Genomic DNA, 16,307 nt, shown 5'->3' with positions numbered 1-16,307 from the left:
ATCTGGAAATCAGTTTTTAGTTATCGATGAAGAGTGTTCCAGATTTACAACAATGCAGATCGAATTCTATATCCAGACAAGACACCGCTTTTTGTTATCATAACTACAATATAAATAAAGGAAATAAGCATGTCCTTATTACGCTTAGACCGACTTCATTACTGTATTTTAATGAGTATGGGCTGCATTTCTAGCCCTCTTGTTTGGGCAGACGATTTAACACAAGACGTAACTGTATTGCCAACATTACATGTGGAAGCAACCCGTACCGATACGACCTATTTGCAGACACCGGCTTCGGTTTTTCGAATAGATGCACCTCAAGTTGATACTTCTTCACAAGTAAATTTAACTGAAGTTGTGAAGGGTGTACCGAGTTTACAGATTCGTAATCGTGAAAATTATGCACAAGATTTACAGCTCTCAATGCGTGGTTTTGGTGCACGTTCTACTTTTGGTGTCCGTGGTATTCGCCTATATGTGGACGGTATTCCTGCAACAATGCCGGATGGACAAGGCCAAACGTCTAATATCGATTTAAGTAGTCTGGACCATGTTGAAGTTCTAACAGGACCTTTTTCTTCACTTTATGGAAACTCATCGGGTGGGACAATTTTAACTTCTACTAAAGAAGGGCAAGGCAAAGATTCAATTGAGCTGAGCTATTCGGGAGGCAGTCACGATAAAAGCAGAGCAGGGTTAGTGCTACAAGGTGGAGCAAAGGGTGCTAATGAACCAAGTTATGTTATTAGTTCATCATACTTCGATACCGATGGTTACCGAGAACATAGCGGTGCAGAAAAAGTACTAAATAATGCAAAGCTCAGTTGGAATCTTGATGATGGTAGCAAAATCAACTGGGTAACCAACTATGTCAAAATCCATGCAGACGATCCGCAGGGTTTAACGCATGACCAGTGGAATGCTAATCCAAAGCAACAAGTTCCATTTTTAAAGCAATTTAATGTCCGTAAAGACATTGAACAAACTCAAACGGGTGTGACATGGTCTAAGCCTATTAATGATAAAAATGAACTCTATGCCATGGCATATTTAGGTAATCGCCAAGTCACTCAATATCAATCCATTCCAAAAGGTGAAGTAACGTTAAAAAATGATAAGCCAGTTTATACAGGTCAAAAAAGTCCGAAGCATGCTGGTGGGGTCATTGATTTTGAACGTGATTATTATGGTGCTGACTTCCGTTGGACGGGTAAAGAGTTACTTCCAAATACCACTCTAAGTGTCGGTGTTGCACTCGATGCAATGGATGAAGAACGTAAAGGTTTTGAAAATTTTAATACAAATAATGTTTATGGGGTGAAAGGTAATTTACGCCGAGATGAAGATAATACTTTATGGAATATCGATCCATATTTACAAGCTTCATGGCAGTTTTTACCAACATGGCGGTTAGATACGGGTGTGCGTTATAGCAATGTCCATTACAAGTCAGAAGATCATTTTACTTCAGGGCCTGATGAGTATGGCACTGTTAACGGTGATGATAGTGGCAAAACAGATTACAATAAGGTTTTGCCTTCTGCTGCTTTAAGCTGGCAAATTTTACCTGAACTCATGGCCTATGTGAGTTATGCCAAAGGCTTTGAAACGCCAACTTTTACTGAAATGGCTTATCAAACTGATAACTCAAAGTCAGGTTTTAACTTTGATTTAGAACCATCCACAAGCGATACCTATGAAACAGGCTTAAAGTCACAAAACCATTTAGGTGATTTTACGTTAGCAGTTTTCCAAACAAAAACTAAGAATGATATTGTTTCAGCTGGAAGCTTAGATGGGCGTTCAACATTCCGTAATGCAGATAAAACCTTACGTGAAGGTGTAGAGTTTGCATGGAATAAAAAGTTGTGGCGAGATTTAACTGCGACTGCAAGTTATACATATTTAGATGCGACTTTTGATGCAAACGTTCCTGAAAAGCTTGATCGAGACGATAACGTTCTCGCTTCAGCAATTCCATCAGGAAATGCTATCCCTGGAATTGCTAAAAACCAAGCTTATGCTTCTTTAGCTTGGCAGCCATCGCACGGTCTATATGGTGGTGTAGATGTACAGTATATGGATAAAGTATACGTGAATGATACCAACAGTGACGCAGCGCCCAGCTACAGTGTAACCTCAGCTCATGTTGGTTATGCATGGGTAATGGGCGACTGGAAAGTGAATAGCTTTGCCCGTGTTGATAATCTATTTGATAAAAACTATGCAGGTTCAGTGATCGTAAATGATGGTAATGGACGTTACTTTGAACCAGCAGATGGACGTAACTGGAGTGCAGGATTACGTGTAATTAAGCAATTCTAGGAATTAAAAATGGCAAAATTATTTGAAACGGTTAACTTTGGTTCACTACAACTGGTCAATAGAATTGTAATTGCTCCGATGTGCCAATATTCGGCAACAGATGATGGTGAAATTACCTATTGGCATGAACAGCAATGGGCGAATTATGCATTGTCTGGCGCTGGGCTTTGTATTGTAGAAGCGACTGCTGTACAACCTGAAGGTCGGATTAGCTATGCTGACCTTGGGCTTTGGAATGATCAACAACGTGACAAAATTAAAACGTTGTTAGCTAAGGTTCATACACTTTCACCGATGCCATTTGGAATTCAGTTAGCACATGCAGGACGTAAAGCATCTACTGAAAAGCCGTGGTTAGGTAAAGGTCAGATTGCAAAAGATCAGCCTCATGGTTGGCAAACGGTTGCACCAAGTGAAAGTACCTTTTCGGTCCATGATGCAGCCCCCCATGCTTTGACTATTGCTGAGATTAAACAAGTTCAACAAGACTTTGCAGCAGCGGCAAAACGTGCTGTAGAAGCTGGATTTGAGTTGATTGAAGTTCATGCCGCGCATGGTTATTTACTACATCAATTTTTATCACCGATTGCCAATCAGCGTACTGATGAATATGGCGGTTCTTTAGAAAACCGTATGCGTATGACCCTTGAAGTTCTTCAGGCAATTAAACTCGCTGTACCAGAAGGTTATCCTGTAGGTGTTAGGTTGTCTGCAACCGATTGGTTGGGGAGTATCGAGCATTGGGATGTTGAATCTACAGTGGGCTTATCAAAAGCTTTAGAGCAATTGGGCGCAGCCTATGTGCATGTGTCTAGTGGTGGTTTGCATGAGCATCAATCTATTACGATTGGGGCTGGTTACCAAGTTCCATTTGCTGAACAAGTCAAAAAGCATGTGTCTATTCCCGTTATTGCTGTAGGGTTAATTACTGAGCCAGAACATGCTGAACAAATTTTGGAAAACCAGCAAGCTGATGCTATTGGTCTTGCTCGTGCAATGCTATATGACCCAAGATGGCCTTGGCATGCAGCAGCAGCTTTAGGGGCAGAAGTTAAAATTGCACCTCAGTATTTACGTTGCCAACCTCATGGATTAAAACAGCTTTTTAACTCTTTTTAATTGTATTGGGCAAAGTCATCTTTGCCCATTTTTCTTTCGCTAAGTGAGGACGGTCAGTGGTTTTTCAGGTTATTTTACCTATCTTGATACTGCTATTGATGGGCTATGTTTGTGTTCTCATCAAATTGGTAACACCTGAACAAATCAGGGCGCTTAGCGCATTCGTAATTAAAATTTCTTTGCCCGCTTTTTTAATTCATTCTTTGGCAAATAAAAACTTACAAGACATTTGGCATCCAGCTTATTTTCTTGCTTATGGTGGCGGGTCTTTAATTTTATTTTTCTTGGCTTTCATTCTCTATCGAAAATATTTTAAAAATAGCTTAACCCATAGCGCCGTTATTTCGATGGGGGCATCTATGTCCAATACTGGATTTATGGGAACAGCTATTCTGACCATGTTGATAGGTAATCATGCTGCGATCTATATTTCTTTAACACTCATCATTGAAAATTTATTGATTGTGGCGCTGATGCTCATTTTGGCCGAAGCTGGTTTACATCAACAGCAAAATCTTTTACCGCTTTTAAAACAAACATTTTTAAACTTACTCAAGAATCCTGTCATTATCGCTATTTTGGTTGGGATGGGATGCATTCTTTTAGATGTTAATCTTCCTGCGACGCTTGATCAGTCTCTAGAGTTACTTGGACGTACAGCTTCGCCTTTGGCTTTGTTTGCAATTGGCGGAAGTTTAGTAGGTATTGGAGTAACAACGGTAAATATAGAAAGTATTTTGTTGGCGACCTTTAAAGTTGTGCTAATGCCATCTGTTATTTTTGCACTTTTTTTAATAACTCCAAATGTAAGCCGTGAAATGCTTTACGCAGGAACATTAATCGCTGCTTTACCAATGCCGATTGCTTTCGGAATTTTTGGACAAGCCTATGGCTTAAATGAAAAAGCCTTAACCCCGCTTATGATTAGTACAATTGTTGGTTTTATTGGGGTGAGCTGGCTGATTGCTTTGTGGTGGTAAAAGAAAAGCCCCCATAAGGGGCTAATCATTGATTATTTTTTCGGTGCTGGCTGTGCGGGAGCATTTGCAGCCTGTTTGCTCTTTTCTGCAATAATCTTATCAACCGAGGCTAAAGACTCTTTAGCGTTAGGTACATTTTGATTGGCGAGTTCAGTAAAGATCTTTTTAGCTTGCGGTAGATTTTGCGGAATGATATTGCCATTCGCCATCATGGTTGCTAAAGCCATAGAAGCAGGTGCATAGCCTTTTTGAGCAATTGACTGTAAAGCTTCGATACCTTGGCGTTTCATTAAAGGATTTTTATTTTCAACGCCTTGGCTAATGTCATAGAGTGCTTTGACCTGAATAGCAGGGTAGTTACCTTTTCGAATTAAAGGCGCTAATTTTTGAAGGGCAATTTGATGTGACTGTGGTTTTTTTTGAGCAAATAAAATGGTCGCAATTTTCACAGTTGCATCATCAGAGCCTTGAGCTGATGCCTTTTGAATATATTGACTGAATTTGTTACTATCTTTGGCAACGCCCAATTCACCAGTCTCATAAATTTGTGCAAGGGTGTAACTCGCTTGGGCGTAACCTTTATTTGAAGCATCCTCATAATATTTTAGGGCTTTAGAAGAGTCTTTTGCTGTACCTTGGCCCATTTGAGTCATATAGCCTAAGTTATAGATAGCTTGGGCATTACCTGTTTGGGCTAGACGTTGCATTTCTTGAAATGCGGCAGAGTAATTTTTTGCTGCGTAGAGTTGCTCCGCCTGTTTAAAAACATCGGTTTTAGCAGCAGTCGCTGTGTTATCAGCTGCAAAAATTGATGCACTTGAAAGAGTGATTAGGCTTGCGATTAGTAATTTCTTCATTTCTTTTTAACCTTTTACTTCGTAGCTACATCAATCCATTGATGCATGAAAGAGTTTCAATTTCTCATCATAAATATTGATTGCTGAAAGTAAACAGCCGATTTGTATATAAAGCACTGCACTTTGGGCAAATTGTGGAGAAAAAATACCCACTCACATTCATATAATGGAGTGGGTAATATTATTATTTTGCTGACTGGAGTAATGCTTCAATTTGCTTGGCATCAGTTGGTACGCCAGAGAGTCTTTGGCCATCTTGCAAGAACAGGGTAGGTGTTCCATCGATATTTAATTTTTGACCTAAAGCAATATTTTTCTGAATTGGGCTTGAGCAACTTTTGCTATTAGTCGGCAATTTGCGATTAAGCATATAGTTTGTCCAAGCTTCTGCCGGATTCTTTGAACACCAGATTTGATTTGAAACTTTTTCAGCATTTGGATGCAAACTAGTAAGAGGATAAAGGAACACATATACGGTTACGTTATCAACCCCAACCATATTTTGTTCTAAGCGCTGGCAATATGGGCAATCTGGATCACTAAAGACATAGATTGTACGTTCACCTTTACCTTTCACATATTTAATCGCCTGATTTAATGGCAAACTTTTAACGTCAATCTTACCCAATTCGGCAATACGTTCTTCAGTCATATTTTTTTGTTGTTTGATGTCGACTAAATTACCAACAAAAAAGTACTTCGCATCTTGATTAGTATAAACAATGCGGCCGCTTGTATACACTTCATAAATACCTTGCACAGGCGATTGATAAACACCTTTTACAGGCAAATCGGGATAATTCGTCTTAAGATTTTGTTCAAGTGTTTTAACATCAGCATGAGCAGAACCGAAAATAGCCAGACTCAACATGAGTGTAGCAAGTTTAGTTTTCATCTTTTTTCTCTTTAATTTCAACAGGACTAATGATGGCATATAAAGCTTAAAAAATTGACGTTCTAATCTAATGAAATCATTAGTGTTTTGTATCTATAAAAAAGCCCACTAACTTAGCAGTGGGCAGTTCGAGCTAATAAAAATTATTATTGTGGTCTTGCAACGTCGCCACTTAAAGCTTCTGGTAACTCAAGAACTTGAAGTCCTAACTCTTGTAGAGCAGCAGGTTTAGCAACAACTAAAGCAAGATAGCCTTCATCATTTGCAATACTATTAACGACTTCTACATCGTTATTTAATTGAGCTGCTGAAACAGGTGCTTCACCTGTACCCTGAACCAGATGTAACCAGTGTTTTGGTTTTGCTTTAAACCAAAGACGTGCCACAATTTCCTGACCTAGGTAACAGCCTTTGTCGTAATTGACGCCTTCACGTTGATGTAGACGTAATTCCTGTGGTTGGAATTCATGTTCAGTGGCCTGTGTAATCCAAGCTTGACCAGTCATAATGGCTTGTTTTTGCCATTCTGAAATATCAGTTTCAGCAGTAGTGAATTCAGTTTGATGATTCACAACTTTTGGAAACACAGCACCTTGTTCACTTAAGGTCATTTTTGAAAAGGCACCATACTTCTTAATATGCTTGGCAAACTCTTCGGCTTGATCTTGAGTAACTACAATTTCAAAACTTTCAGGATTAATCTTCTTTAGCCATAAGCCAAAGTGAATACGACCTTTAAGATCACAAATGGCTGTATAGCGAGTTGTATTTTCAGCTAAACGTTCAGTATCTACAGTAACTTGGCCTTGTAAAAACTTTTGTGCATCTACACCGTTTAAAGCATATGAGGAGAAAGCGAGCAGACTCATGATTAATCTCAAATTCAATATGTTTCTTTATGATTGCTGACTATTTTGCTCCATTTTTACTAAAAAATCAGCCATAGTTTTCGTAATTTGAGTTTGTCCTGAAGTTGGCTTTTTTGTTTAAAAAAACACCAAAAATATACGTTCGGATAAATCGGAAGGTTTAAGCTAATAGCCATAATTTCAATAATTTTAAGGAAATTAAAATAAGGAGAATATGATGGCAACAGGTACAGTGAAATTTCATCGCGTGTTTAAGGCACCAGCCGAGCGAGTTTACCGTGCATTTTTAGATCCAGATGCTTTAGTCAAGTGGTTACCACCCCACGGCTTTACTGCTAAGGTTCATAGTTTTGATGCAAATGTTGGTGGTTCATACAAAATGAGTTTTACCAATTTTTCAACAGGTTCAACCCATGCTTTTGGTGGAACATATGTAGAGTTAGTTCCAAATGAACTAATTCGCTACAACGATCAATTTGATGACCCAAATTTACCCGGGACTATGCAGGTTACTATTACACTAAAAAGCGTATTGGTAGGTACAGAAGTGCATATTACGCAAGAAGGCATACCAGAAGTGATTCCTGTAGAGGCATGCTACTTAGGGTGGCAAGAATCCCTATCTTTGCTTACTTTATTGATTGAAGCTGAAATTCCAGATCAATAAAGTTATTCTGCTTTTCTTATAAAAAAGAGTAGGTCGTATGACCTACTCTTAACATAGCTCTAATTGGTTTTGTTGTTCCAATATTTTAATTATTGCTGAAAAATCGACTTGTTGTGCATCGGGTTTGGAAACCTGATTAAACTGTTGCTGAATGAGACTAAAAGCTGGGAGTTCCAAATTATTTTGAGTAACGAGATTTAGTGCAATTCCAATATCCTTTTGTAATAAATCTAATGCAAAAGTTTTTTCAAATTTGCGGTTTAAAACACGTTGCATCATGATGTGTTCGGAAACATTACTTTTGCCACTAGAGTGGTTAATACAGTTTATTGCGGAGTGTAAATTTACGCCTTGAGATTTAAGGATACTTAATCCCTCTGCCAACGCCCAAAGATGTGTCGCCATTAATGTGTTATTGATGGCTTTTACTGCAAAGGCAGCGCCACTTTCGCCGACATATTCAACTAAATTAGCAAATGCTTGAATGATTGGTTTTGCTCTTTTAAAAGCAGACTCGTCACCTCCGACCATTACCGTGAGAGTTCCTCGTTCAGCTCCAATCGTTTGTCCTGAAACTGGTGCATCTAAATAATCAACTCCACTTAATTTGAGCTGTTGGCTGAGTTTTCTTGCTGTCTCTGGCACACCGCTAGTGCAATCTACCCAAATACAGCCTTGTTTTAGTTGAGAGTCCGCAATTAAATTTTCTACATCTTGGCTAGTCGGTAGGCATGAAAAGATAATATCTGCTTGTAGAGCTTGTGTCAGGTCTACAGCCTGCGTACCAAAGGTTTGTTCATGTTGCTTTGCTTTAGCAAAAGTACGATTCCAAACATAGACTTGGCTGCATACTTGGGTTAAATGGGAAGCCATGTGCCATCCCATTGCACCTAAACCGATAAATGAAACACTTTGAATCAAGGAGTTTCTCCAGAACTAGAGATGCGGGACAGAATTAAGCGGTTCTACTGATTTTTCAATAGATTGATTTTCGGATTTTTCCGTTCTGTTGAGTAATAGGTTAAGAACAATTGCTGCAAGTGTCGCAGTTCCAATACCTCCTAAGTCAAATGGCCCAATATGTAGACTTAAATTCCCAGCACCCATAATGAGACTGACTGCTGCAATAATTAAAGTACTATTTTTAGTGAAATCAACTTTGTTATCGATCCAAATTTTTGCTCCAGCCACAGTAATTAAACCAAAGACAACAATGGACGCACCGCCTAATAAAGCGACAGGGATGGTACTAATGATTGCTCCAAATTTAGGAGATAGACCGAGTAGAATTGCAAATAGTCCCGCAACCACAAAAATAGTTGTTGAATAGACTTTAGTTACAGCCATTACCCCAATATTTTCAGCATAAGTCGTCATGCCTGTACCACCAACAGAAGCTGATAAACTTGTACAGATGCCATCTGCAAAAAAAGCACGACCCATATATGGCGATAAATTACGTTCTGTCATGGCAGAAACCGCTTTAAAATGTCCCAAGTTTTCAGCGACTAAAATAAGCGCAACAGGTGCAATCAATAAAATAGCTTTGGCATTAAAAACAGGTGAGTGAAAAGTGGGTAGGCCAAACCATGCAGCTTGACTGATTGCATTAAAATCGATGGGTTTGCCTAACCCTAAGATATTGGTGAGTAGAAAATAAATAAAATAAGCACTGATGAGCCCGATGAGTAATAGAAGGCGACGAATCATACCTCTTGTAAAAACAGCAACGGCACTAATGCATAAAATGGTAATGACTGCCATCCACGTGTCAAAGCTATTTGTCGAAACGCTTTTGATTGTTACAGGTGCAAGGTTTAAACCAATAATCATGACAATTGCACCAGTGACCACGGGGGGCATGAGTTTTTCAATCCATGCAGTTCCAGTTTTCATGACAATTAAACCGATGCATGCATAAATCAAACCGCAAATGATTGTACCGCCCAGCGCCACAGCTAAATTTGGATTTGATCCAACCCCTGCATACCCTGTGGCTGCTGCGACTGCACCAATAAAGGCGAAGCTTGATCCGAGATAGCTAGGCATACGCCCACCTGTAATTAAAAAGAACAAGATGGTGCCAATACCAGTAATAAAAATGGTGAGGTTCGGATCAAAGCCCATGAGTAACGGGGCTAAAACAGTTGCTCCGAACATCGCAAAAGCATGTTGTAACCCCAAAACAATACTTTTACCGGGAGGAAGATATTCATCAATTTGTACGGGAGTTTCTAAATTACCTGTGTGCGGCTTAAATTTAGGAAACCAAGATTCTTGTGTTCGCATAACAGATCCTCTTTTTCATTTTTTATCTGCATTAGCATGCTGTTTGTAATTCGCAATAATTGCGGTTGAAGTACATAAGTGCATTAAGCCCACTTTGGTGTTTCATTGCTTTGACCGAACAAAACAAGACATCATGACTACCGATACTCATGCTTTGTACAATTTCACAATCAAATGACACCAAGGCCTCATTCAAAATCGGAGAACCAGTGATTAGCTTGCTCCATTCCCCATGAGCAAAGCGTTCTGGCATTGGTGTTTTTCCGCCGAATATTGTAGATAGGGTACTTTGATGAGCAGCTAAAGTATTGACGCACAGCACCTCGTTTTGTTTAAAAGTATTAAAAACTGATGCTGAGCGGTTGAGGCAAACCAATAGTGTCGGTGGTGTATCGGTTACACTGCATACTGCGGATGCTGTAAAACCAGCTTGCCCTGCCGGTCCATCCGTCGTGATGACATTCACTGCTGCTCCAAGATTTGCCATGCCTTGTCTAAAAGTATGCTGATCTACTTCTAAGTGTGTTGAGCATGTTTGAGCCTGCTGAATAGCAGATGGAGTTAAAACCTGTTTCTCTTCTCTTTTTTGCATGATTGCTCTCCAACCCCAATGCATGATCATTACAATGAATCGAGGCTAAAACATCACATCAGTTATGATGCTGAAGGTTTTTATCAGTGACATCGTTTATCCCACATGGGCAATCGATGCAATTTCAATTAAGGCATCGGGTTTCACCAAGCCGCACTGGATACAAAAGCGAGCAGGTTTGTCACCCGGAAAATATTCTGCATATACCGTATTTACTGCGCTATAGTCCGCCCAATCTTTAATGAAAATGGAATTGAACGTTACGTCATCCATGGTACCACCCGCAGTTTCAATCACTTTTTTGATCGTTTCTAAAATATGGCGAGTCTGTCCTGCGGCATCACCAATACAGACCACATTATTATTTTCATCAAAAGCCAATGTGCCTGAGACATACACAATATTGTCTGCTTTGGTTGCAGGAACATAGGGTGCAAGTGGTGCCGATGTTCCTTCAGGAATAACAACTTGTTTAGACATAAGATGCTCCAAATCAAAAAATTTAGATAAAATTAAATGTATGAATTAGGCAGATTGCTGTAGCAATGTTGATGCCGAACTAAAGGTTTCAATAAAACTATTGGTGTCAGACACCCAGCCAAAAAAAGTTTTAATGTTATATAGGGCTGCGTTATGAGCCTCTTGAGGTCCGGCTTGATAGCAAGCATCTTTAAGTGCAACACCGAAATATTCCAAAAAGAAACCATCACGTAAGGTCGACTCGACACAGACATTGGTGGCAATACCTACAAAGACCAAATTACGAATGCCACGAGCACGTAAAATGCTGTCGAGCGCTGTGTTAAAGAAACCGCTATAACGTGGCTTTTCAATAATGATGTCTTGTGGAAGAGGTTGTAACTCATCAATTAAAGCAAAGTCCCAACCGCCTTTACATAAAAGTTGGCCTTGTAATTCGGGGCGTTTACGCATGGTTTTTAAGGCATTGGATTTATGAAAATTTGGTGAGCCTAAACCACCAGCTTCGACGTAGTTTTTATCCCAACCATTTTGGAAATAGATGACCTGAATCCCTGCACTGTGTGCAGCATCAATCGCCTTTTTAATATTTTCGACTACGGGTTTAGTCTTTGAGACATCAAAACCTGCTAAATCTAAATACCCACCTAAAGAGGTGTAGGCATTTTGCATATCAATGACAATAAGCGCAGTTTGTTCTGCTGCTAATTGAATATGTTCAGGTTCGGCTTTCAACACTTTGCCTGTACCAATCTGTGCCGTGAATTCTGCACATACAATATTAGACATTTCATTCATGCACTTTTCTCCAAAACAGTTGGTTCGGCTTGCTCTGCCAGTTCGGTAACGACACTTTCACGACATTTCATGAGCGGTTGAATGCGTTGACCAAAATCTTCTACGCCTTGTACAAAGTCGTCAAAGGTCAACAAAATTCCCTCTGTCCCTTTAATCTCGGAAATTTGATCAAGCATTTTTGCGACATTTTTAAAAGAGCCAACAATGGTGCCCATATTGATATTGACGGGAGAAACGCTAGAGGCCATGTGGCGAATATTGGTGTCAGTGCCAGACACTTTATCTTTTGCACCTTGGTCTTGTAGCCAACGAATAGCTTCCATGTCCGCACCATCGTTATAGTGTTGCCACTTCTGCATTGCAGCGTCATCTGTTTCGGCAGCAATTACCATAAACAACACATAGGTCTGTACATTGCGTCCAGTTTTGTCGGTTTGAACTTTTAAGCGATCATTAATTTCGGCATAGGCTGTCGGTGTATTTAAACCTTTTCCGAAAACAAAGTTGTAGTCAGCATATTTTGCTGAAAAAGCTAAACCAGCATCAGACTGTCCTGCACAGATAATTTTCATATCAGCTTGAGGCTGTGGTTTGACCTGACAATCATTCATCTGGAAGAACTCGCCTTTTAGGTCTGACTTCCCAGTTGCCCAAAGTTCACGTAAAACTTCGACATATTCAGATAAGTAGTCATAGCGCTTAGCAAAATATTCATCGCCAGGCCACATACCCATTTGGGAATATTCAGGCATTTGCCATCCAGTCACGACGTTTAGTCCAAAGCGACCGTTGGAAATCGAATCTATGGTCGATGCCATACGTGCCACAATTGCAGGAGGCATGACTAGTGTTGCAGCGGTTGCATAAATTTGGATTTTACTGGTGACAGCAGCGAGACCTGCCATGAGGGTAAATGTTTCAAGGTTATAGTCCCAAAACTCAGTTTTTCCGCCAAAACCACGCAACTTAATCATGGAAAGGGCAAAGTCAAAACCGTAGTGTTCAGCACGCTGTACAATTTGTTTGTTTAATTCAAAGGTTGGTTTATATTGCGGTGCATTTTCTGAAAGCAGCCAGCCATTATTTCCAATTGGACAAAAAACGCCGATCTTCATCTTGATTCCCCATCGTGAGTTTAGGAAGTCGAACTGAAAGCTATAAAAGATATAATTTTCAGAATTAATATGTGTTTTTAGTAATGCATAGCTCGTGCCAACTTTAATATTTATATATTTATCAATGTATTGGATTTATTGTTTGGTATAATTTTTATCAAATGGTAAAAAATAATGCGATTATGCACCAAGGAGGAACTAACTTGCTTCATTGTGCATCATTTGATCAATTTTGCTTTTGGAGTGTGTATAACATCCAATGTTTTAAAACAGCAGAATAAAAAAAAGGCGACATTGAAGTCGCCGTGTAGAACTAAGGTATTTCTCTTTTGAGATTGAAGAGGGGGTTATGTACTTAACTCATTCTACCCGACAAGCCTCTTCAAAATTTAAACGGGGAAGGCGAGTATAAACTTTTTGAGGGTCGCCATAGCCGATGTTAATGATGATATTAATATGATGATTTGTGCCTGCAAAAAATAGCTCATCAACTTGTTTTGCATCAAAACCAGACATTGGACCCGTATCTAAACCTAAACTACGACATGCCATAATTAAATATGCAGCTTGTAATGAACTATTACGAAAAGCAGTTTCATGTGCTACGGCTTCACTTGATGTAAACCATGACTTTGCATCGGCATAAGGAAATAGTTCTGGCAGTTTGTCATAAAATCTTGCATCGGTTGCAACCAAAACAGTGACAGGAGCTGTCATCGTCTTTTCTACATTGCCAGACGACAATGCTGGCTTGAGTTTTTGTTTAGCTTCAGGTGTTGTTAAAAAGACAAAACGAGCAGGACTACAGTTGGCAGAAGTAGGCGCCATTTTGACCAGATCATAAATTTGTTGAATTTGCTCAGTGCTGACCGCTTTATCTAACCACGTGCTGTGGGTTCTAGCTTCTAAAAAGAGTTGATCTAAAATATTTAATGTTTTTGCATTCATGATAAGGCCTTAATGCTATGGAAAAATTGAATGAAAGTTTGATTTAGTCGTTGAGATTCGGTCACTGTGGAAGCATGGGCACCAGAGGGTAAAATGCAGAGGTGACCATGAGCGAGTTTGGTAAAAAGATCCTGTGATTTATGTACTGGAACTAAAAAATCATCTTGATTGGCAACGATATGAATTGCGGTGTCTTGCAATGCTTGTAAGTGCTCTGCTTGTAATTGAAAACGCATCAATGCTTTGAGTCGTGCAAATACATTTGTCTTAGGTGGAAAGTTTTGGAGTTGAATATCTTCGGTATTTTTAATGTGGCTATGATTCTGAGAAATCCATGCTGGAGGATACAAAAATAATGCCTGTGCACGCACATAGGCTTCAGCACCTGCTGACGCTAATAATGCGATACGGGCATCAAAACATTTTTGTGTATGCGCATCTAGCTCATCCCACGCATTAATCAGTGTCAGGCTGAGCATGGTAATTGAGCTGGATTGTAGTTGTTTTGCTAGCTCCATTCCGATGATGCCGCCTGAAGCATGCCCGATCATATGGAATTCATGAATTTGAAGATGTTCTAATAAGTGTAGTACTTGATTTGCCATGTCACACATATGGTAGTGTGCAGGTAATAAAGCACTGTCTTGGTGACAGCCTTCTTGGTCATAAGTCACGATGTTGAAATGCGTACTCAACGATTCAAGTTGTGGGCTCCAAAAACTAGCATGACCACCTAATCCAGATGAGAAAATCAAATAAGGGGCATCTTTTTGAGCTGAACACGGATAAATATAATATTTCATTTTTTACCATTTGATAAAATAATGAAAAATTCAAAAGCAATTTATATGCCTGAATTAATCAGTAATGGCAAATTGAGACAATATCTAGCGCAAAAGATTTAGATTGTAGAGGAAGGCAAATCAATGTGATGATTAAGCCAATGATATTTAGATTGAGCTGAGTAGGTGTCAGAAATGGATATACATATTAAAAGAATTTATGAAAATGCTGAGCCTAGTGATGGAAAGCGAATATTGGTTGACCGTTTATGGAGTAGGGGAATTAGTAAGGAGAATGCCCACTTAGATTTGTGGCTAAAAGAAATAGCACCATCGACCGAGCTTAGAAAATGGTTTCATGCTGCAACACCAGATCATTGGCACGAGTTTAAACAGCGCTATTTAAAAGAGCTTGAGACCAATTCCGCAGTTCAAGAGCTACAACAAATCGCATTGAAGAATACGATCACACTTTTATATTCAGCCAAAGATGTTGAAAACAATCACGCAATTATTTTGAAGGAATATTTATTAAGTAAAAACTTAAAATAATATATAAATTTTTTTTTGGTAAAAGTCTATTATTTAAAACTTTAAAAAATGAATCATTTCTCGCATAATATACTTTTTGAGATTTTTTTCATGTCTTTGCCAAACTGCCCACAATGCCAATCAGAATATACCTACCAAGATGGCGACTTATTGATTTGTCCTGAATGTTCACATGAGTGGAAAGAAGGAGAAGCATCAGCAACTGAAGAACAAGAAATTATTAAAGATGCAAATGGAAATATCTTGGCAGATGGTGATAGCGTCACTGTAATCAAAGACTTAAAAATTAAAGGTTCTTCTTCAGTCGTTAAAGTAGGTACAAAGGTAAAAACGATTCGTCTAGTGCCAGATGCAAGTGATGGTCACAATATTGATTGTAAAATTGATGGTATTGGTCAGATGAAATTAAAATCTGAATTTGTAAAAAAAGCTTAAACTGTTAATTATTATTACATTTCAGCAGAGATATACGTTTATATCTCTGCTTTTTAAATTCCTAACATCATTATAATTTTATTACGAAAAAGTATAAAAAATGGACTATTCAAGGAATGTTTGCGCCTTTATATTGTCATTAATAACAAATAACTTTCGTCCAGAATAATAACGAAAGTCATACCCACACCAACAAAAAAATGAGGTTTTTATGGCAGGATGGTACGAAATTTCACAAGCGAGTGATGGACAATACCGCTTTATCTTAAAGGCAGGAAATGGTGAACCTATTTTAAATAGTGAGCTATATAAGGCAAAAGCTTCTGCTGTAAATGGTATTGAGTCAATTCAGAAAAACAGTGGTGATGATGCCCGATATGAGCGTTTAACTGCAAAGAATGGGAAACCTTATTTCAATTTAAAAGCTGCAAATCATCAGATTATTGGCACGAGCCAGTTCTATGCGAGCGAAGCTTCACGTGATAAAGGAATTGAGTCGGTTAAAAATAATGGTTCATCTACGACTATCAAGGATTTAACTGTTCAAGCATAAAAATTGAAATAAAAAAGCAGCTTCTAAAAGCTGCTTTTTTATTTATGT

The 16,307-nt window shown here is 38.9% G+C and carries 19 protein-coding genes; 7 read left to right on the top strand and 12 right to left on the bottom strand.

The annotated features are described in order from the left end of the window. Positions 1-129 precede the first annotated feature (129 nt). The 3 genes from RFW85_RS07265 to RFW85_RS07255 are packed head-to-tail and all read left to right on the top strand — an operon-like array spanning position 130 to position 4,427. Complete coding sequence (locus RFW85_RS07265) at positions 130-2,328, top strand: TonB-dependent receptor (RefSeq protein WP_309171319.1); 2,199 nt, start codon at positions 130-132, stop codon at positions 2,326-2,328. 9 nt (positions 2,329-2,337) lie between these two features. Then, on the top strand, positions 2,338-3,447 hold the full coding sequence (locus tag RFW85_RS07260; RefSeq protein ID WP_309171318.1) for an NADH:flavin oxidoreductase/NADH oxidase: 1,110 nt from the start codon (positions 2,338-2,340) through the stop codon (positions 3,445-3,447). A 56-nt stretch (positions 3,448-3,503) separates the two neighbouring features. Continuing rightward, positions 3,504-4,427 (top strand): AEC family transporter, encoded by a 924-nt coding sequence (locus tag RFW85_RS07255; RefSeq protein ID WP_309171317.1) that lies wholly within the window; start codon positions 3,504-3,506, stop codon positions 4,425-4,427. A 32-nt stretch (positions 4,428-4,459) separates the two neighbouring features. Here the strand turns inward: RFW85_RS07255 and RFW85_RS07250 are convergent, their stop codons facing one another. From RFW85_RS07250 to RFW85_RS07235, 4 genes are all read right to left on the bottom strand, one after another. Further along, a complete protein-coding gene (locus RFW85_RS07250) occupies positions 4,460-5,284 on the bottom strand; it encodes a tetratricopeptide repeat protein (protein WP_060466037.1) in 825 nt (274 codons plus the stop codon). Between the two features lie 184 nt (positions 5,285-5,468). Further along, positions 5,469-6,179 (bottom strand): DsbC family protein, encoded by a 711-nt coding sequence (locus RFW85_RS07245; protein WP_086265191.1) that lies wholly within the window; start codon positions 6,177-6,179, stop codon positions 5,469-5,471. 146 nt (positions 6,180-6,325) lie between these two features. Next, positions 6,326-7,048: a folate-binding Fe/S cluster repair protein gene (locus RFW85_RS07240; protein ID WP_309171316.1), complete on the bottom strand. Its 723-nt coding sequence runs from the start codon at positions 7,046-7,048 to the stop codon at positions 6,326-6,328. Between the two features lie 59 nt (positions 7,049-7,107). Next, positions 7,108-7,224 (bottom strand): hypothetical protein, encoded by a 117-nt coding sequence (locus tag RFW85_RS07235; RefSeq protein WP_002116161.1) that lies wholly within the window; start codon positions 7,222-7,224, stop codon positions 7,108-7,110. Positions 7,225-7,262: 38 nt separating this feature from the next. On the opposite strand from RFW85_RS07235, the gene RFW85_RS07230 reads away from it, so the two are divergent. Then, the gene (locus tag RFW85_RS07230) at positions 7,263-7,715 is read left to right on the top strand and encodes an SRPBCC family protein (protein ID WP_014207573.1); all 453 of its coding nucleotides are present in this window, start codon (positions 7,263-7,265) and stop codon (positions 7,713-7,715) included. A gap of 48 nt (positions 7,716-7,763) precedes the next feature. On the opposite strand, the gene RFW85_RS07225 is transcribed toward RFW85_RS07230, so the two are convergent. The 8 genes from RFW85_RS07225 to rutD all read right to left on the bottom strand — a co-directional run bounded on the left by RFW85_RS07225 (position 7,764) and on the right by rutD (position 14,740). Beyond that, complete coding sequence (locus RFW85_RS07225) at positions 7,764-8,636, bottom strand: NAD(P)-dependent oxidoreductase (RefSeq protein ID WP_309171315.1); 873 nt, start codon at positions 8,634-8,636, stop codon at positions 7,764-7,766. Between the two features lie 15 nt (positions 8,637-8,651). Next, complete coding sequence (rutG, locus tag RFW85_RS07220; RefSeq protein WP_068612099.1) at positions 8,652-10,004, bottom strand: pyrimidine utilization transport protein G; 1,353 nt, start codon at positions 10,002-10,004, stop codon at positions 8,652-8,654. 31 nt (positions 10,005-10,035) lie between these two features. After that, the gene (gene rutF / locus RFW85_RS07215; RefSeq protein ID WP_081310019.1) at positions 10,036-10,626 is read right to left on the bottom strand and encodes an NADH-dependent FMN reductase RutF; all 591 of its coding nucleotides are present in this window, start codon (positions 10,624-10,626) and stop codon (positions 10,036-10,038) included. A gap of 66 nt (positions 10,627-10,692) precedes the next feature. Then, a complete protein-coding gene (rutC, locus tag RFW85_RS07210) occupies positions 10,693-11,076 on the bottom strand; it encodes a pyrimidine utilization protein C (protein WP_005072774.1) in 384 nt (127 codons plus the stop codon). Positions 11,077-11,121: 45 nt separating this feature from the next. After that, positions 11,122-11,874: a pyrimidine utilization protein B gene (rutB, locus tag RFW85_RS07205; protein ID WP_309171314.1), complete on the bottom strand. Its 753-nt coding sequence runs from the start codon at positions 11,872-11,874 to the stop codon at positions 11,122-11,124. Continuing rightward, complete coding sequence (rutA, locus tag RFW85_RS07200; RefSeq protein WP_309171313.1) at positions 11,871-12,989, bottom strand: pyrimidine utilization protein A; 1,119 nt, start codon at positions 12,987-12,989, stop codon at positions 11,871-11,873. The genes rutB and rutA overlap by 4 nt, the downstream gene beginning before the upstream one ends. 360 nt (positions 12,990-13,349) lie before the next feature. Further along, a complete protein-coding gene (locus RFW85_RS07195; RefSeq protein WP_151823340.1) occupies positions 13,350-13,937 on the bottom strand; it encodes a malonic semialdehyde reductase in 588 nt (195 codons plus the stop codon). Next, positions 13,934-14,740: a pyrimidine utilization protein D gene (gene rutD, locus RFW85_RS07190; RefSeq protein WP_309171312.1), complete on the bottom strand. Its 807-nt coding sequence runs from the start codon at positions 14,738-14,740 to the stop codon at positions 13,934-13,936. Before rutD ends, RFW85_RS07195 begins: the two co-directional genes overlap by 4 nt. A gap of 174 nt (positions 14,741-14,914) precedes the next feature. On the opposite strand from rutD, the gene RFW85_RS07185 reads away from it, so the two are divergent. The 3 genes from RFW85_RS07185 (at position 14,915) to RFW85_RS07175 (ending at position 16,259) form a co-directional block, all read left to right on the top strand. After that, complete coding sequence (locus RFW85_RS07185) at positions 14,915-15,271, top strand: DUF488 domain-containing protein (protein WP_130119511.1); 357 nt, start codon at positions 14,915-14,917, stop codon at positions 15,269-15,271. Positions 15,272-15,361: 90 nt separating this feature from the next. Continuing rightward, positions 15,362-15,706, top strand: a complete 345-nt coding sequence (locus tag RFW85_RS07180; protein ID WP_309171311.1) for a zinc ribbon domain-containing protein YjdM — start codon at positions 15,362-15,364, stop codon at positions 15,704-15,706. A gap of 211 nt (positions 15,707-15,917) precedes the next feature. Next, complete coding sequence (locus RFW85_RS07175; RefSeq protein WP_016143125.1) at positions 15,918-16,259, top strand: YegP family protein; 342 nt, start codon at positions 15,918-15,920, stop codon at positions 16,257-16,259. Positions 16,260-16,307: the final 48 nt, after the last annotated feature.

It is taken from the genome of Acinetobacter sp. 12966, from assembly GCF_031196995.1.
GTDB classification, from domain to species: Bacteria; Pseudomonadota; Gammaproteobacteria; order Pseudomonadales; family Moraxellaceae; genus Acinetobacter; species Acinetobacter geminorum.
Note: the sequence above shows the minus strand (reverse complement) of the source record. Positions and strands in the feature narration are given on the sequence as shown.

What these genes read in the sequence shown, in the direction of transcription:
- rutC (WP_005072774.1), bottom strand. Translation starts at nt 11,076, where the DNA reads ATGTCTAAACAAGTTGTTATTCCTGAAGGAACATCGGCACCACTTGCA.
- RFW85_RS07245 (WP_086265191.1), bottom strand. Translation starts at nt 6,179, where the DNA reads ATGAAAACTAAACTTGCTACACTCATGTTGAGTCTGGCTATTTTCGGT.
- rutD (WP_309171312.1), bottom strand. Translation starts at nt 14,740, where the DNA reads ATGAAATATTATATTTATCCGTGTTCAGCTCAAAAAGATGCCCCTTAT.
- RFW85_RS07180 (WP_309171311.1), top strand. Translation starts at nt 15,362, where the DNA reads ATGTCTTTGCCAAACTGCCCACAATGCCAATCAGAATATACCTACCAA.
- rutG (WP_068612099.1), bottom strand. Translation starts at nt 10,004, where the DNA reads ATGCGAACACAAGAATCTTGGTTTCCTAAATTTAAGCCGCACACAGGT.
- rutA (WP_309171313.1), bottom strand. Translation starts at nt 12,989, where the DNA reads ATGAAGATCGGCGTTTTTTGTCCAATTGGAAATAATGGCTGGCTGCTT.
- RFW85_RS07235 (WP_002116161.1), bottom strand. Translation starts at nt 7,224, where the DNA reads ATGGCTATTAGCTTAAACCTTCCGATTTATCCGAACGTATATTTTTGG.
- RFW85_RS07250 (WP_060466037.1), bottom strand. Translation starts at nt 5,284, where the DNA reads ATGAAGAAATTACTAATCGCAAGCCTAATCACTCTTTCAAGTGCATCA.
- RFW85_RS07185 (WP_130119511.1), top strand. Translation starts at nt 14,915, where the DNA reads ATGGATATACATATTAAAAGAATTTATGAAAATGCTGAGCCTAGTGAT.
- rutB (WP_309171314.1), bottom strand. Translation starts at nt 11,874, where the DNA reads ATGAATGAAATGTCTAATATTGTATGTGCAGAATTCACGGCACAGATT.
- RFW85_RS07240 (WP_309171316.1), bottom strand. Translation starts at nt 7,048, where the DNA reads ATGAGTCTGCTCGCTTTCTCCTCATATGCTTTAAACGGTGTAGATGCA.
- RFW85_RS07265 (WP_309171319.1), top strand. Translation starts at nt 130, where the DNA reads ATGTCCTTATTACGCTTAGACCGACTTCATTACTGTATTTTAATGAGT.
- rutF (WP_081310019.1), bottom strand. Translation starts at nt 10,626, where the DNA reads ATGATCATGCATTGGGGTTGGAGAGCAATCATGCAAAAAAGAGAAGAG.
- RFW85_RS07175 (WP_016143125.1), top strand. Translation starts at nt 15,918, where the DNA reads ATGGCAGGATGGTACGAAATTTCACAAGCGAGTGATGGACAATACCGC.
- RFW85_RS07260 (WP_309171318.1), top strand. Translation starts at nt 2,338, where the DNA reads ATGGCAAAATTATTTGAAACGGTTAACTTTGGTTCACTACAACTGGTC.
- RFW85_RS07230 (WP_014207573.1), top strand. Translation starts at nt 7,263, where the DNA reads ATGATGGCAACAGGTACAGTGAAATTTCATCGCGTGTTTAAGGCACCA.
- RFW85_RS07195 (WP_151823340.1), bottom strand. Translation starts at nt 13,937, where the DNA reads ATGAATGCAAAAACATTAAATATTTTAGATCAACTCTTTTTAGAAGCT.